Here is a 16,752-nt window from a genome sequence, read left to right on the forward strand (position 1 = left end):
CGGCCGATCATGGGGTGGACAGGCGTACCCCCGCACGGTAGGACTTCAGTCGGGCCAATCGCTCAGCGCGTCCTGCTGCCTGTCGGCGTGCGGCGGCCCGAGTCGGGTCGGAATTGCTGCTCGGCTGAGTCGGCGCCCGGCTCGGTATTCCATAACCTTCGCGGGGATGAAGAGGTTGACTGATGCACGTCGACAGGATCGAGCGGTCCATCGGCAAACTGATCGACGAGATCTCGAGTGCCGAGATCCTGCTTCCTGAGATCCAGCGCGAATATGTCTGGAAGCCGACACAGGTTGCCAAGCTGATGGACTCCATCTACCGGGGCTACCCCTTCGGCTCGCTGCTGTTCTGGGAGACCGACGACGTCCCGGAGACCCGGGAGATGTTCGTCAGCGGACCTGAACGGGCGCCGTCGAAGCCGCCTCTCTTCCTTCTCGACGGCCAACAACGCCTGACGTCCCTGCACCGGGTGTTCAGTGACCACCCCGAGGCACAGGTCGTTTTTCATGTGGAGAACCAGAAATTCCAGAACCAGAGCGCGGCCACCCAGCGCGACCCGAAGTGGGTGAAGGTGGCGGACGTGCTCGACCCGAAGGCGAGCATGTTGCGCCTGACCCAGCGGCTACTCGACGCGGGGTCCACTCTTGAGGACCACGAGATCGAGGATCGACTCGGCAAGATCAAGGAGCTGCGCAACCGGCGGTTCTTCATGGAGGTCCTCAAGGGCTTTCCGTACGAGGAGGTCGCGGAGATCTTCGTTCGGGTCAACAGCGGCGGCCGCCGTCTCGGCACCCTCGACCTGGCAATGGCGACCCTTTCCACGAGGTGGACGGGGGTGTTGACCAGGCTGCAGCGCGAGTCGGAGCACTGGCTCCGCCACGGCTACGGGCACATCGACGTCAACTTTCTGTCCCGGGCGCTGGCAGGTGTCGTCCTCGGGCGTGGTCTGTCGGTGTGGTCCCACAGCAAGCTGCGGCAGACCGGCGACACGGAGCTCGAGCAGGGCTGGGAAGTGGTCAAGCGAGGTCTCCGGCGGCTGGTTCCGCTGCTGCAGACACACCTCAAGCTGACCCGGTCGGACCCGCTGCCCTCGATGATCGTGCTGATTCCACTGGTCGTGCTCCTCGGTGAGCGCACTGACGACACGGTCGACGAGGAAACCTCGAACGGGATCATCTACTGGCTTCTGCTCGCCACCATCAGGACCCGCTACAGCGGCTCCACCGACACCCGGTTGAGCCAGGACATCCGGGCCGCTCGGCAGCCAGATCCGGTCCGGGCGCTACTTGAGGGCCTCAACGTCGAGAACTCTCGAGCTGAGGTGACCGAGCGGGCGCTGCGGGGCCGGACGAAGGAAAGCCCCTACTTCTTCCTCAGTCTGCTCGTGTCCATGGCCCGGGGTGCGGGTGACTGGTGGTACGGCTCCGACATCCTTCCCGACACGGAGATGGCGCCGAGGCTCGAGCACCACCACGTCCATCCGCTGTCGACCCTCGACGATCGCCGCTTCGACAAGGGTATGGTCAACGATCTCGCGAACCTGGTGTTCATCTCCGCCCAGGCCAACAAGAAGATCAACGGTCGGAGCCCGATCGAGTACTTCCCGACCTTGGACGAGCACGAACTGCGGGCACACCTGGTGCCACTGGACGAGTCGCTGAGGGATCCCAATGGCTACCAGCGGTTCCTCAATGCCCGACGTGCGCTCCTCGCAGAGGCCATGAACGGGCTCCTGGACCGGTTCCGGCCGCCATTCCTCGATGAGGTGCCCGTTGAGAACGCCGATCCAAGCGCCGGACTGTCGCTTGATCTGGCCCTCTACGGCAGCATCCGCGACGGTGGCCGGATCGTCTTCACGGCGTCCGGTGACGGCATCTCCTGGGTGGGCTCGGCCAGCATGGCCGAACTGGACAGCGCCATCGAGTCAGCGCGGGTCGCGGGCATTGACAGCGACGTGACGATCGCCGGCGAGTCCACCCCGGTCGAAATGATCGAGGATTCGTTGCAGGTTCACATAGGGCCGTTTCTTGTCACCGGCACTCCAGAGGAGTGGCGCGGCGTCTTCGACCGGGAACTCGACACCTCCCAGCCACTCTCCGCGCTCCCCCGGATCGAGGCGAAGCAGTGGGACGGCGAACCCATCAAGTTCCCGATCACGAGCACGGACTGACCGGCACACCCACACCCCTTCGAAGGAGATCCGATGACGAAGGCATGGATCGTGCGGGCTGGCCGCGATGACAGCTATGACGCGCTCGCCCTTGACAAGAATCTGATCGCGGTCGGCTGGTCCGGCGCTGGAGACCTGACGAAGACCACGACCCACGCCGACATCCACGACCGAGTCCAAGCCGCCTATCGGGAGGTCGAACGCCGTACGGTGGAGAACTACGCGATCCAGCTGCTCGCGTTCCGGTCTCGGATGTCCGAAGGCGATATTGTGCTGTACCTCCAGCGCACCAGCCCCGACGTTGCCGTTGGCCGCGTTACCGGTCCCTACGAGTACCGGACTGATCTACCCTCGGACATCCGCCACGTACGGCCCGTGCACTGGTCCCGCACCGACATCCCTCGGGCGTCCGTGGAGCGGGAAGTGCTCGCCCTCCCGTCGCTGACCACCGTCTACCGGATCAATCAGGCTGACAGCCTCACCCGACTCGAGCGGCTCCTCGGTCACAACCCGCCGACGGCGCCTCCCGAGGAGCCCGTCACCTCTGGTCCACCTGCTCAGGACGACGGCTCCAGTCCGTTCACGAACCTGCGGCGAAACCTGAACTACGCACGTAGTCTTGCCACCGCTGGCCAGCATCTGGATCAGCTCAAGGTGGGGTCGTTCGAGGTCTCGGACGTGTTCCGAGCAGCCTGGGTCCAGAGCGTCGCCGCACTGGACCACTGGGTCCGACAGGAGATCCGGAGCCGGATGCTGAGGTTGGTCGCACAGCCCACGGCGCAGAAGCCCAAAGCCTTCACCGCTTTCCAGATCTCCCTCGGCCTGGTCGAGCAGGTGCAGCTCGGCACGAAGACGCTCGTCGAAGCCCTGGATCAGCAGCTTCGCGATCAGGGCCACCTGGTTTACCAGAATCCGGACAAGATTCGCGAGGGCTTCGGTCTCGTCCATGACGTCAAGGGCTTCTGGGACCGGGTAGCGCGGGTACTCACGGAGCAGAGCGGAGACGGGGTCGTCTTCACCGGCAAAGACATCCAGGAACAACTCCGGCAGGCCGTGCAGCGCCGTCACAAGATTGCCCACGAGTACGACGAGGATCCCAACGACGTCAGTCGGAAGCGCCCCATCGACGGTCCTAGCACCACGCAGACGATCGACTACATCGAGCAGGTGGCCGCCGCGATCCTGGACGTCCTCAACACGCCCGAGCCCGGCGCGGGGTGAGTCCGTGGCCAAGTACGACGGTCTACACGAGCACCTCCGACGACGTTCCGGGGATGTCGAGATGAGCTTTGAGGAGGTTTCGGACCTGGTTCCGGGTGGCTTGCCCAGTTCGGCCCACCGCTACTCGGCCTGGTGGTCGAACGACGACAGGACCCACTCGCAGTCCAGGTCGTGGAGTGATGCTGGGTTCTCCGCTCACCCGGATATCGCCCGTCAGCGAGTCCACTTCGAGCCGCAGAGCTGACCTCAAAACTGGGGTGTTGTAAGAGGCTCTTTGGCAGAGAATCCCGGGCCTCTGTTGTACGTGTCAGATTCGAGGATGAGCGTCCTCAACGCGTTCCGCTCCTACGTACGCGAGGAAGTCGACCTGCTCGGCGCGCTCCAGGGCCTCGAACGCGGCGTATGCCCTGGCTCGGGCGTGTACGGTCTCCGCAGCCAGCAGGCCGATGATCGCCGCCCAGGCGAGAGAGACCAGGTGAAACGCACGGTCTTCGCGCAGGGCCGGTAGCCGGCTCAGCTGATCGAGCCTGGTGGCGGCGTCGTCCTCGGAACGTGCCCGGTCGACCAGCTCGAACACCGCTTTGCCCCGGTAAGGGCCACCGCTCGCGGCCAGGTGCGCCAGATCTGCGGTGGTCATTTGCCGCACCGGTGGGACCGGGAGGTTCGGCGGGGGCGGTGCGGTCACGGATCAACTCCGAAGATTCTCGAATACTCTTCGCGGATCGCCTGGTTCAGGCGTTCGACGGACTCGTGGTCACCAATCGAGTTGGCATAGTCAATCTCCCTCTGGTAAGCCCGTACCTCGTTCTCATACCGCACGACCGGGTCTTCAAACCAGCCTCTCATGCCCGCCCAGCCGGCCGCCTGGTCGTCGCGCAGGTGCTGCATCTCGTGCAACAGCGCGCCGTACGACGCGTCGGGATCGAGGACGAGTTGGCCGGGGCGGCCCGGCCCGGGGGCAGGACCGTAGGCCAGCGCACCCGGGCGGAAGGTGATCTCGACATCCAGGGCACGGGCCTCCTGGATCGCCGCCTCCCACTCCTCGGGGTGCGTCTGTCGCGCCGGACCCCACTTCCGGAGCGGATCGGCGTCGGCGTGAAACAGATGGGTGCCACGATCGAGCGCGCCTGACCGTGCAGCTCCACCCGGCGCGGTGCCGCGGACAAGCGCCTTCAGATCTGCGATGAGCTGTTCGAGACGACGCAGGATGGGCGCCAGCCGGCGCAGGCTCTCGATCAACCCGTGTAACAGACGGGTGATCCGCGCTATCCACTTACCGGCGAGTGCCGTCACCTGCGTGATCACCCAGGGGGTTGCCAGGCCCAGTGTCAGCCCCGCCTCGGCCAACCACTCCCAGAGCCGCACGGCCAGCACTGACACGAACTCCGCGATGAGATCACGAACCAGCCCACGAACCATGGCGACGAGCAACCCGGCGCCAGTGGTGATCTCCGCCATGGCACCCGCGGCCTTGGTGAGCGCGTTCATTGCGGCGATGTGGCGGTCACTGTTCCTGCGGTACGCGTCGGAGGCGGCACCGCTCCAGCCCGCTATCTGGCTGCCGACCATCGCACTGAAGTTGGTGCCCGCCTCGGTCGTGGCCTTGGCGACGTTGCGCCAGGTCTCTGCGTACGCGGTGATCTGGTCTGGGTCGCCGGCCAACTCGTCCAGTGCGTCGGACAAGGGCTTGACGTGCTCGATCAGCCAGCCCACTCCCCACGCGACCAGTTGCCCGAGCGGATCCGTGACGAAGGCGAGGGTATCCATGGAGGTCGCGACACCGCCGATCGCGACATCGATCCAGCCGCCGGAGGTGTAGCCCGCCATCAGGGCGTCGATGTCCTCCGCGATGAAGACGCCGCTGAACGCGGTCGTGCTGTCCTGGCGGGCTGCGATCAACGGGGACGGCTGGTTCACCACGTGGCTCCATCGAACCGGGCGGCTGCGCGTTCGTCACCCCGCTCGTACCGGTCGGAGACCGTACGCAACCCGTCGGCCGCCTCCTGCAGCGCCCGTACCGTCTCGCCGAAGCTGTCGATGACGGCCTCTTGTGTTGGGTGAAGCAGGCTTGGTATCAGCTGGCACAACCGACCGTACGCATCGCGGCCCAGCGCAATCGAGGACGCCGCCCGACGGCACTCGTCGATCGCGAGGGAGGTGTCGTCGACGGCCGAGCCGTGGACTCGCAGCGACTGGGCGTCGACTTCGAAGCCGTCGGCCACCAGCCATCCTGTCGCCGCCGTGAGCGATCATCGTCTGAATTCTCAGGCGGCTCGGGGAACCGCTCGGTGTAGCTGGCCACCACGGCGCGGCCTGTCTCCGAGCCCTCGCCCACTGTCCGGGCTGCCACGTCAGCCACAGCCTCGGCGAGCTGGGCCTGCGCCCGCCGCATGGTGGTCATGACCTCTGCGGCGATCCGCGCCCCGGGCCAGCCCTGCACCCGATCACTCAAGCGCAGCTCGGTGACCACCCCGGTGGCGGCAACGGTGACCCTGACCGCGCCGTCGGCGCTCGTTGCGGAGACGGACAGATCCGCTACGAGTCTCGACATTTCCTGCGCCTGGGCGGCGCGTTCGCTCACCGAGGCGGACCAGGATCGCACCCAGTTCTCGGCCGCGTCCGCATCCATCACCGCTGCTCGTCCTCGCCGTGAACCTCGCTCGTACCGTGCCTCATGCCGACACCGAGGCCTTCGGCTGCCGCATGGCGGGGATACGTGGACCCGCGCCATGTCGAGGAGACAGGCGAAAACCAAGGTGCTGGGCCAGAGGTGCCCACCGGGCGGACCCCACCAAATGCTCGACGCTGTTGGCCTTCCAGCCATTGGCCAGCCGGTCGACGAGGACGTTGCCGGACGCCGAGGAATCAAACCAATCGATGGTTCTGGTGAACCGCTTGCCCACGCCGCAATCCTCTCGTGCGCCACGGAGTCATCACCCTACCGAAGGTGATCGGTGCTCAGCTGCCCCTATGGCGGCGACGGTTCACGACTGGGCTTCGACCGGCTCGTAGTCGTACCCGGGCAGTTGCGCGAGCGCTAGTAGCGCGTCGAGGCCGTCCATGGTGTCCGCACCCCACATCTTCGACAGCACCCAAGTCCTGCCGTCCCGGTGGAAGGGCTGCTCGAAAAACCACCGCTGAAGTTGGTTGGCGTACCTGGGGTAGGCCCGGGCGAACGCCTCCTCGTGCACTTGACCGGTAAGAGTTCCGTCGACCGGCAGTAGTCGTGGCCATCTGGGGAGCACTTTCGTCATGTCGGCGACGTCCACACCAGCCTCGTGCAGCGCGGTGACGAGTGCGAGCATTGCCCTGCGCTTTGGCAGCGGTTCTGTCGTTCCCGAGGGGGTAACGACTGCGTACCGAGTCAGGTCTCGACCACTGCTCGCCTGTGCGGCTCGTGCCGCCGTCTCGCGGCGCCGCAACTGCACAGTCAGCTCCGCGGCCTCGGGTAGCGGAATGACCTGCTGCACGTCAAGGAGTCGCCTCTCGCCGATGCGATAGGGAGTCAGGCGGACGCAGGTGATGTCCAAACCATAGATGTCGTTCAACCAGAGAACGGTGGTGGTGATCTGAGGATCGAAGCCGGCGGAAGCGAGGACGATCCGGACCTGACGCTGGATGACGGCGGCGTCCCCGCCGGCCTCCTCCAGCCATTCGGCGAGGCGCTCACGGGCGCTGTCCGCATTCTCGGGATCGGTCTGCGCCAGATGCCGTTCGTACGTGTCGACGAGCTGGTCGAAGGTCATCGCCGACACCATCGCGGCATAGCGGAGCGCCTGCAGCTCCATGTGGCCACCGTCCTCGGTGCGCTTCAGTTCCACGACCACCAGCCGGCCACTGCGGTCGACGCAGAGTAGGTCGATGCGGCGGCGTACTTCGAAGTCACCGAACTCCTCCGCGACGACGAGCAGGTCCTCGCCGAGGGCGGCGATGTGTTCCCGAAGGGCTCGCTGAAGATCCGCTCGCTCCAGGATCTGTTCAGCGGCGAAGGTGGAGGACGGCACGGGAACGAGTTCCCCGTCGGCGGTCATCTCGAACAAGCCCATCCCGAAAGTCTGCCGGAGGAGGAGCATCCGTCAAGACCGCTTCGCTGACGTTCGGTCGCATCCGTCAGGTCCGACTCCTCAGCTGGACTCGGTTCCGCAGGTCGTCGGCTGACTCAACGCTTGCGATGGTGGGGGCGCACGAATGTGTAGCCGTCGGGCAGTGGGCGGTTCACCATTCGCTTGGCGCGGACCGCCTCATGATGTAGTTCCTTCTGTTCGTCGGATGCCTGCCGTCCGGCCGGGAGGCGACGGACAAAACCGTTCACCACCTCTTCGCGGCCAGGGGGTTGTGCTTCCGGGCGCCTGGGCGAGGGCGAGGCGAGGCGTTCCAGGCGCGGAGCGTAGCGGAGAAGTCGGACTCGGGTTTCTCCGCGTTGCGGCGGATAGCTGGGCTGGCCGCTGCCGTCCAGGCTTCCCCATACGCGCCCTATACGCTGCTCCTTCAACAGCCGCTCGACCGCAGAATGGACGCGTGTCACCCTCTTCTGCGGCAGGCCCAGCTCCAGGCAGTTACGCACGAGCGCTTCCTCAGCCAGGATCGCGCTGCCGTCCGCACTGAGGTGACCCAAGATTCGCAGGGTACGCATCACCCAGGCGGCATCCGACAGATCATGGCCTTGCCCGCCCTGTTCCGCTCCGGGCGCGTTCTCCCTGGTGACAACCCGTATGTCGTACCGGTGTCGGTAGGTCAGCTCATCGATCCGCTCTGGTTGCGGCAGCAGTTCGCTGCTCGCCCTGATGAGGCGTTCACTCGCACGCCAGCGGTAGGTGACCAGCGTTCCCGGAAGCATCCCTCGGGGCCAGCTCACCCCGTGCAGCTCCCATCGTCGGCCGGTACGCCGAAGCAGCACCTCGCTCTCGGCCTGAAGGGCCGGGGACCCTCGACGGGGATGGTCAACGACGAGACGCAGCCGTTGCCGGTCCTCGACTGTGGCCTTCAGCCCGTCAGGAAGTTCGGTCCAGCCATCGGCTAGGTGAACCCGAAGCAACGCGCCTCGCCAGTGGAGTTCCCCCGCGTTGGACCCGCCCGGCACCCAAAGCGCCCGGCCGCTCTCCTCCGGTGACTGCACGCTGGTCGTCTCTGACAGCCTGCGGAACTCCTCTGCGACCTTGTCCCCCGCGGCTTTGATGGCCTCCGTCCCGCCCGGCTGGCGAGCGCGGATCGCGAGGTCGGCCAGTCGCCCTGCCGCCTCGGCCCCACGATGGCGCTCCTGGCAGCAGTTAGCTGAGGCCGAAACTTTGCCGCGGCTCTCAATCAGCCGTGTCAGCAGCTTTCGGGTCTGCTCGGTGACCGGAAATCCCAGCGCTTCGGCGACGAATTTGACCTTCACGACGTGGTTCACCACGGAGGCTGCTCGCTGGTCGCGACACAAAACATAGACGCGAGACACCCCACCGCCAAGCTCCAGAGCCGTACGGCATACGGCCTGCAGCCATGCGTCATGCACATTGGCGGCGTCGCCGCCTCCGGTGCCCCACTCCCCGTGCTCGGTCACCCAGCCATGGCCGAAGCGTCCCGTTCCATTGTCATGCCGCAGCTCAGTGACACCGACCATCCGCCCGAGGTTCGCCGACAGTTGCCCGCGGAGATCCGAGCAGGCGAAGGATTTGGGTCCGCCGCTACAGGCGCTGCCAGTGATATCCCCAGCTTCGACTTCAGAGGGCGTCGAGGTCGCAGTCTGTGCCTTGCCCGCACTCGCACCCGCCCGTGACGAAAGGCGCTCGCGTACGACGGCCGCCACTCCTGGCGCGCACGTCAAACAGGGGTTACTCGGGGACCACCGCGGGCAGGTCCGCCGGTGATCCGCGCTTGCCCGCGCCACCTCGGCTGCCAATGCCGGCTCGGTCCGGAAGACCATCTCCGTGGCCTCCTTCAGGAGTGCGACACGGAACTGCTGGAATCGTTGCTGCCCGTACTGTTGCAACACCTGCAGCCGAAGCGCCTTCAACGCGAAGTCAGCCATCAGGTTGCGTGCCGACGCCATCGCGTATGCGCCTGCGGCGCCGCGCAGCCTGCCGATCTCCTTGGCCCGCTGGCCCTTCGGCACCTTCCCACGCAGCGTCCGGTCACACTGCTCGCGGGCAGACCTCAACCGAGACTCGACCTCGCTGGTGCAGGACGCCCAGCGCTCCACAACAGCTGGATGTTCAAAGGCGGCCTCAGGATGGGAGCTCTTCGCATCGGCCATGACGGCCTGCACGAAGGCCGTGTCGTGCATACGCAAGAGCCGGCGGACGCCTGGGGGCACAGCTTCATCGCCGGGCGTTCGGGCGCCTGCCGCATTGTTGAGCCAGGACCAGAGGCGAACAGTGGGGAGGCTGATGGCCTCGGAGCGGAGACCTCGTTGCCGCAGGACGGAGGCGAGTGCCCGGTCGTACTCTCTTCCGGCTATCTCCCGCACTACCAGGACGCTCAATCGATCTGAAACGCTGCTCGTGCCTCGCGCGTGGGTGAGCCGTTGCCGGTAGTGGCTCTCAAGGCGCCGCACAGCGTCGATGCGTTGCCGAGCCAGCGCCTTGACGTGGTGGGTTGCGGGGCGCCCGCTGTGCCTGGCCACCATGGCTTCGCCCTCATCGAGCAACTCCGCATAACGCAACGCCACCGAAAAGATGGGGTCGTCAGCGAGGACTTTGAGCGCCTGCCGCTCTTCGGGGTCCAGCTTCACGCCGGCAGCCCGGTCCCGCAGAATGGTGGCCAGTTGCACGAAGTTCTTGCGCAGTGTTCCCGGTGACCCAGCCCGGGCCTCTCGCTTCTGCGGCTTCGCGTTGGTTGACGCAGGTTTCCGCGGCTCTGGAGCGGATGGCTTCCATGGCTCGGGAACCACCGGCCAGATGGGATCGGCGTGCGTGGTCTTGGACAGTTCGCCGTGGCAGCCTTCGCATATCGGGGCTGACCAGTCCCATTCAAGGGTGGCGACTGTCTGAGTCGTCGTATCACGGCCGCAGCGGCCGCAAGGAAACGTCACAGCTGACTGAAGCCGGTACTGCTGCAGCCGCCCCCGGACAGGAAGCATCTCCCTGATGCGCCAGCCGGACGGGATGTCTCTCACTACCACCGCTCCCTCCATCCCGGCCGGCCGCTGAGACCGGCTTCACGGTGAGGACAGTTCAGGTCCCTTCAGTTGACCGCCGTCACACCGCTCGGCGCGCGGCGTCCGTCAGGCAGCGGCTGCAGGAAACACTACGAGCGACCCGTCGCTGCTTCGTTCGATCTCAATCGCAACGTCGGCTCGATGGTGTCCCACGCTGAGGCCGTCGCCCAAGGCGCGAAGGCGGTACGCGGCTTTGAGTAGGTCGTCGACCTCGCCCTGCGTGAACATGATGCTTCGGAACCCGCCGGGGCGCTTCAACTCCATGGTCGACAGCCGAAGCAGGACCGAGTTGATGCCTGACTCCAACTCGTCGACGCGACGCTCGTCGTCGCGCAAGCTTCCGATAAAGCTCTGGAACGGGTTGTCCGTCCCCACCAGTTGAGCGTGCTCGACTGCTTGAAGCACGAGCACCCGGCGTTTGAGGGCGACGGCGAGCCGCGCAAGCTCCAGGTGGGCGCGGAATGCGCCACCATCCTCGTTGATGCCGGGGAACGGCTTCGTCAATGTACCGACTTCAACTGGCCCGTCGGGCAGCGCAGCTAGCGCGTCTTGCCATTTCGTGAGCCGGCGCTTGGCACCCTCGATGGCTGTGTTGATCGCGTACGACGAGGAATCCAGCCCCAACGACAGGCCGATTCTGCCCTGGTCGAGGAGGACCGACGTCGCCTTGTCGATCGCGTCACGACAACCGTCCAACGCGCTGCGTTCCTTCTCCAGGTTGTCTTCGTGCAACTCCTCCAGGAGGTCGGTGATTCGCTCGATCGCTTCCTGGCGTTGGTGATCGGCGTAGGCGCTGACCCCGACTGCGACGGCCATCAACACAAGTGGCGCGGCCACTGTCAACGCTCCGGCGCTGGCGGCGGCCACACCAGCTGTGGCGGCTGAGCCGGTTGCCGCACCTGCAACAGCGGCCTTCCCAGCAACGGGCACGAACGTGGCTTGGGCTGCGATGCCGGTGGAGTTGAGCAGCGCGCTGTGAATACCTCCAGCGGACGCCTTCGCCGCCATCGGTCGGACAAGCCCCTTCCCGAACTGCGCGGCGACCTTTGCCGGCACCACCATTCGGTAGAGCACGTCACCGGTAGCGGCGACGTTCAGCGTCGGAGGTGCCGACTTCGCTGTCTGAGTCACGAGGTGCGACAAGTGCTGAGCGAGCGGACTGGTCGCATGGAGCGGGATTCCACCGTTCCGATCGCGCTTGGTTGCGATCGGATGCGCTTCCAGCGTGGCGATGGGGGAATCCGCAAGTGTTGCCAGGACTGTTCTCAGTTCTTCAAGTCGGGCCGGCGTCATGCCCTCATCGCCGAGCACGTTCGGCAGGCTCACCGCGTCTGTGGCGAGTGTCCATACTGGCACGGGTGCCCGGTTATCAGTGGTCACGCGTTGTCCCTTCCCAAACTGGCATCGCCATCGGCGGTGCTAGCGACACCTACAACAACGTCCGGCCGCAGATCGGCCGTCCAATTCGGTGTGCCCTCACCCTGTAGCAGGATGACGCGGTTGTCACCGCAGATGGCCGGCCAAGCCCGGTCCGTGCATCTCGACACGACCAGGACGGGCGTCGCGACGATTCCGCGCGCCGCGAGGCGGTGACGGTATTCGAGGATCTGACCGAGGCCCAGCCGAAGCTGCTCGACCTCGTTGACCCCGACCACGCTCTTCACCTCGGCGATGAACTGCCGCCCGTCGGCGTCCCGCCAGGCCAGATCCACCGGTACACCGTTCAACCCCGCACCAATCCGCACACCCTCGGCGTCGAGGTGATCGATCAGCGCCCGGCACAGCCGATCGTGCTCACTTACTCCGGCCCGATAGGCGTCCGCGTCGAACGACCGCTGCGCCGGCAGGTCGACCGGCACGGCCGCCCCCGCGTACTCGCGGTCGAAGCCCCGCTCCCCGCCGGTCGCGACGGGCGCCGCGGCACCGAGCAGAGATTCCGCCGCCCGCCAGGCTCGGCCGACGACCTCGGGCCGGTACCTGCTTTCGAACGGGAACGGGCCGGCTGCCACCCAGGCGTTGAGCATCCGGGCGGCCACCATCACCGGCGGCTGCCGGAGCAACCACAGCGCCGTGTCGATGTCCGGGCAGGTGAGAAGCAGCTTCTCCTCAGCGAGCGTCTTCGTCCGATCTTCCTGCACGTCGATGCCGCGCCGTCCCCACTCCTCCAGGTCCGCCGCACCCTCCTCCATCGCAAGGACGATTGGTGCTCCTGCCACCCGCAGCCACACCTCCTCTCCGGACTCGTACACGCCGAGGGTTTCCAGCACTCCGACGGTCAGCCGCAGCAGCGGACCGTGGCCGGCGCTCACCCGCGACAGCAGCCAGTGCCTGCCGGCGGTCGGTGCGGCTTCGGGCACCGTCATCCGGGCCACCCATCCGGCGAGGGCCCACGCTGTGCGCTGCGGCTCGTCCAGCCCATCGGCCCAGTCACCGTCGAAGGCGGCCGGCGGCGGGTCCAGCGGCGCTGGCTCCGGGTCAGCGAACACCCACGCCGCGAGCTCGGCCGGCTGGGTGATCTGCCACAGCCGGGAACGGCGGGCCGCCAGGATCCCGGTCAGCTCCTCGACGTCATCCGTCGACCAGAGGCCGGTCGGCACTGACTTGGTCGTCACACCTTGGCCTTCCGGCCGCGGGTGGCTTTCGCCGGTCGCCACGAGGTCAGTGCCTCGTCGGTGAGGTGCAGGCGGTTGGTGGTCTCGGCGAGGAACCCGTCGTAGATGTCCGCCGGCGAGGCGCCCCACTCCGGGTCGAACTCGCCGTGCCACTGGCGTACCCAGGGAAGGATCTCGCGCAACCCCGCGACCAGCGGCAACAGCCGGTCGTCGGCCCAGCCGTCCTCCTGCTCGCGGGCCACGATCAGGGTGGCCAGGGCCTGGGCCTGCTCGCGGTGGTCCCAGCCGGCCCAGCCGACCAGCAGCGACGGGTCACCGTCGCGGCTGGCACCGGGGTACGAGACGAACCGTTCCTTGGGTACGTCGAGCTTGCCTCGGTGCTTCCAAAAGCTGCTCTTGAGGAAGTCCGCCGAGGTGTACTTCGGCGGCACCGGGATGCCCTTGCGGAACTCCCGCTTCGCCGCCTCGTCGGGCAGCGCGTCCTCCTGCCGTTGCAGGTCCCACACCTGCTCCCAGTCGGCGCGCTTGGCCAGCCCGGTGTCCTTGTAGCGCAGCGCGGCCAGGTGCGGCACATGCTCGTCGGCGACCAGGCCGGCAATCACCTTGCCGAGATCCTGACCGGGCGCGTAAAGGTTGGCGACGGTGAGCACGTCGGGGTCGCGGCGCAACTCGTCGGCGAGCTGCGCGGTGGTCAGCGGGCGCGGCTGTTCGAGGCCGTCGACGTGCTGGTACCACAACTCCCGCGCCTCACACCGGTCCAACAGCCAGTCGCGCAGCGCCTTCTGCTGCATGACGTCCCAGCCGTCGGTGGCCCAGCGCCGCTTGCACTCCGGCCGCTCGATCAACCCGATGTTGCGGTTGCCCTCAATGATCGCGATCCGCCGCTCCACAATCGCCCGGTACTCGTCCGACCAGTGCGACGGCAGCTCCGTGATCGGCGTCGACTTGTGTCGCTCAAACCACTGCGTCTCCGCCTCGCCGGCGGCCATCTTGCGGGCGAGCACGATCTCGAATGCCCGCTCTCCGAGACTGAGCATCGGCGGCCGGACGCTCTCCGGCGCGGACAACTCCTCGTCCAGCAGCCCGTAGAGCGAGTAGACCTGCCAGTCCAACTCCTCCTGCAAGCAGATCATCTGGCCCCGTGTGATGTGCCAGTCGTATGCGGCGGGGTCCAACCGATCACGGGTGGGCACACCGGAGGCCGCAACCGCCGCCGGGCTCACCCCGGCAAGCCGCTGCGCCAGGCCGTCGATCTCCCGACTCAGTTCAAGGGGGTACGCCGACGGCAGCGGCACATTCCCTACCTTGGCACCGTTGAACTGGAAAAAATCATCCCAAGGAACTGTGCTCTGACGAGCACCGTGGGCGTCGACCGTACTTCCCATGTTGTGGCTAACTTGCTGCATCAAAAAACAGACGGCAGAACTGTTCAAAAGACCGAGTAGACTGAGGTGCTCATCCTCGCCTGCATCAACACCCAGTTTGATAACTGGGGCCGATTGCCGATAAGTTCGGGGCTCCCTGTCAAGGACGAAGTGATTGTGGGTCGCAACGAATGCATAAGCGATGGTCCACTTGCTAGCGCCGACGTCCTTCGGCAGTTGGTGCCACTCATACCACGCACGCTTGTCAGAAAAATAAGTCCCACCCGCAAAGGTGGCTCGATTCCCGAGCGTCGTCCGAAATGGCCAAAGGTGTTTCGCGGCGCCGTCAAGCCTGCCCTCAACAGTCAAACCCCGATCATCGTACGGGAAGAAGGAGTAGGAGCTGTCGGCACTACCCCAGTCCCGCACGTCTTCGCCGGTCGTCATGCGCCTCACCCATCGAGAGTCTGTCCGGCTTCTCAACCAAACACGCTGAGGTGCCAACATGACGTCATCTGCGTGAGTCATGCCGAACAGCCCCACACGTTCAACGCGCGTCGCAATCCGAGCAGGATCTCCCGCCTCTATGTGTGCCACTAGATCGGCCGCGCCACCACCCGCAAGACTCCACGGATGCCTAAACAGCAGATTGCTGGAAGCGTCCTCCACGCTTACCCAGGGGCTTTCTGAGCCCGGTAGGTGAATTTGATTTACGATAGCTGACCAGACCTTACCCAGGCTCGGATCATTGGGCGTTCCTGGCTCCCCTCGAACACCCATGACAACGCGCGTGGCGCCGGCTCGGCGTCGGCTGTTTCGGCGACCGACGAGGATTACTGTTGGAGTACCGTGCCCCGGAATGTAGGCACCCGACGTGTCGATCACGTGAGTCAGTTCGACCTGCCGAGCAAAGAACTGCTCAATCAACTTCTTGCCGAACTCTCGTTTCATAAACGAGCTGGCCGTGATCTGACCAACGTAGCCTGCGCCGCGACCGTCTTCATTAGCCAAAATTCCGAGTTCGAAGAACCGCTGCGCAAAAGGCACCGTCAGTGCATACTCTCTGTGGCAGGCAGTATAGATCGACCGATAGATGTCGTTGAGGCTCTTATCCTTTAGATTGATATAGGGCGGATTGCCTACGACGACATGGTAACGGCCCTCTTGGAGAATTCCGGGATGATTCTGCACGTCCTCGGTGGCGTACTGGAAGTTGGCCGGGTCGTCTGCATCGTCACCGAACAAAGCCAGCTGACGGTGCTTGATGAGCGCATCGCCAACCGCGATGTGAAGAGGGAGCAAGTAGCCAACAGTGTCGTCGAGTGCCTTGAGGTCGCAGGCGCGGAGGGCTGCGACCAATAGCCGGAAGCGAGCAATGGCTACGGCGAAGGGGTTGATGTCGACACCGTGGACGGCGTCGAGGGCGAGGCGTACCCGCTCGCGAGGGTCGCGGTTCGGGGCATGCTGCTTCCACTCCCTCAGCAGGCGGTGAAAGGCGCCGAGTACGAAGTGGCCGGAGCCGCAGGTTGGATCGATCATCTTGACAACGTCATGGCCGAACTCGGCGATCGCCGGAGTGAGCGTCAAATCGAGGATGAACTCCTCGACGAACTCCGGGGTCTGGAGGAGGGCGTAGGTCTTGCGGGCCGACTCGGAGAGGTCTTGGTAGAGATCGCCGAGGAAGCGGGTGTCCCACTCCGGGTCGGTGAAGTCATGGGCAAGGCGGCCGGTCTCCCCTCTGCGGCGCCAGAAGGCGACGAGGTTCTTTGCCTCATCGTGCGACAGCGGGATCTGGTAGAGCGGGTTGTGCCGCTTGTCGAAGAGTGACTTGCCGGCCTGGGTGCTGGCGATGGCGTCGTAGCCCTGGTGCAGCCAGTCGCGGAGGGTCCTGTCGGGCTGATCGCGAAAGAACTGCGCCTCGGCCTCCTCGGCCAGCACCAGGCGATCCCCCGGGCCGGCCAGGTAGGGGTCCGGCAGCAGGGCGTTGTCCTCGCAGAAGCGTACGAAGACGCTGCCAAGCACCCAGGCGACCGCGGCCTGGGTGACGCGCTCGTCTCGCCATGCTGCCCAGGTAGCGGCGGTGCGGCCGACCTTGAAGGCGTGGTCGTACTCGCTACGAAGGCGCAGGCGCACCCCCTCGACCGACTCGGCCTGCTCTCGCAGGTCCTTTTCCAGGTTCTTGACCTGCTTCTGCAGGTCGGACAAGAGCAGTTTCCGGTCGATCACGCGCCGACTCTAGTCGTCCC

12 protein-coding genes and 1 pseudogene are annotated in these 16,752 nt (G+C 65.8%); 3 read left to right on the top strand and 10 right to left on the bottom strand.

Going from position 1 to position 16,752, the window contains the following annotated elements; genetic code table 11:
• Positions 1-182: 182 nt before the first annotated feature.
• The 3 genes from IW249_RS26750 to IW249_RS35365 are packed head-to-tail and all read left to right on the top strand — an operon-like array spanning position 183 to position 3,636.
• Positions 183-2,171 carry a GmrSD restriction endonuclease domain-containing protein gene (locus IW249_RS26750; protein ID WP_196923278.1) on the top strand — a complete coding sequence of 663 codons (1,989 nt, stop codon included), beginning with the start codon at positions 183-185 and terminating at the stop codon, positions 2,169-2,171.
• A 33-nt stretch (positions 2,172-2,204) separates the two neighbouring features.
• On the top strand, positions 2,205-3,392 hold the full coding sequence (locus IW249_RS26755; protein WP_196923279.1) for a restriction endonuclease: 1,188 nt from the start codon (positions 2,205-2,207) through the stop codon (positions 3,390-3,392).
• A gap of 4 nt (positions 3,393-3,396) precedes the next feature.
• A complete protein-coding gene (locus IW249_RS35365; protein ID WP_443673247.1) occupies positions 3,397-3,636 on the top strand; it encodes a DUF7662 domain-containing protein in 240 nt (79 codons plus the stop codon).
• 63 nt (positions 3,637-3,699) lie between these two features.
• Here the strand turns inward: IW249_RS35365 and IW249_RS26760 are convergent, their stop codons facing one another.
• The 10 genes and pseudogenes from IW249_RS26760 to pglX all read right to left on the bottom strand — a co-directional run bounded on the left by IW249_RS26760 (position 3,700) and on the right by pglX (position 16,732).
• Positions 3,700-4,029, bottom strand: coding sequence for a hypothetical protein (locus IW249_RS26760; RefSeq protein WP_196923280.1), 330 nt, complete (start codon positions 4,027-4,029; stop codon positions 3,700-3,702).
• 44 nt (positions 4,030-4,073) lie between these two features.
• Positions 4,074-5,309 carry a WXG100 family type VII secretion target gene (locus tag IW249_RS26765; RefSeq protein WP_196923281.1) on the bottom strand — a complete coding sequence of 412 codons (1,236 nt, stop codon included), beginning with the start codon at positions 5,307-5,309 and terminating at the stop codon, positions 4,074-4,076.
• Positions 5,306-5,614, bottom strand: coding sequence for a type VII secretion target (locus tag IW249_RS34460; protein WP_307788718.1), 309 nt, complete (start codon positions 5,612-5,614; stop codon positions 5,306-5,308). Before IW249_RS34460 ends, IW249_RS26765 begins: the two co-directional genes overlap by 4 nt.
• A gap of 125 nt (positions 5,615-5,739) precedes the next feature.
• Positions 5,740-6,123, bottom strand: a pseudogene (locus tag IW249_RS35265) (YbaB/EbfC family nucleoid-associated protein); the annotation flags it as partial.
• Complete coding sequence (locus IW249_RS26775) at positions 6,065-6,295, bottom strand: hypothetical protein (RefSeq protein WP_196923283.1); 231 nt, start codon at positions 6,293-6,295, stop codon at positions 6,065-6,067. The pseudogene IW249_RS35265 and the gene IW249_RS26775, both read right to left, overlap by 59 nt.
• Positions 6,296-6,376: 81 nt before the next feature.
• Positions 6,377-7,438: a PDDEXK family nuclease gene (locus tag IW249_RS26780; protein WP_196923284.1), complete on the bottom strand. Its 1,062-nt coding sequence runs from the start codon at positions 7,436-7,438 to the stop codon at positions 6,377-6,379.
• Between the two features lie 113 nt (positions 7,439-7,551).
• Positions 7,552-10,143 carry a hypothetical protein gene (locus IW249_RS26785; RefSeq protein WP_196923285.1) on the bottom strand — a complete coding sequence of 864 codons (2,592 nt, stop codon included), beginning with the start codon at positions 10,141-10,143 and terminating at the stop codon, positions 7,552-7,554.
• 453 nt (positions 10,144-10,596) lie between these two features.
• The gene (locus tag IW249_RS26790; RefSeq protein WP_196923286.1) at positions 10,597-11,910 is read right to left on the bottom strand and encodes a hypothetical protein; all 1,314 of its coding nucleotides are present in this window, start codon (positions 11,908-11,910) and stop codon (positions 10,597-10,599) included.
• Complete coding sequence (locus tag IW249_RS26795) at positions 11,907-13,142, bottom strand: hypothetical protein (protein WP_196923287.1); 1,236 nt, start codon at positions 13,140-13,142, stop codon at positions 11,907-11,909. Before IW249_RS26795 ends, IW249_RS26790 begins: the two co-directional genes overlap by 4 nt.
• Entirely contained in the window at positions 13,139-16,732 is a 3,594-nt protein-coding gene (gene pglX, locus IW249_RS26800; RefSeq protein WP_196923288.1) for a BREX-2 system adenine-specific DNA-methyltransferase PglX, read from the bottom strand. The genes IW249_RS26795 and pglX overlap by 4 nt, the downstream gene beginning before the upstream one ends.
• Positions 16,733-16,752: the final 20 nt, after the last annotated feature.

The sequence above is a fragment of the Micromonospora vinacea genome, assembly GCF_015751785.1.
GTDB classification, from domain to species: Bacteria; Actinomycetota; Actinomycetes; order Mycobacteriales; family Micromonosporaceae; genus Micromonospora; species Micromonospora vinacea.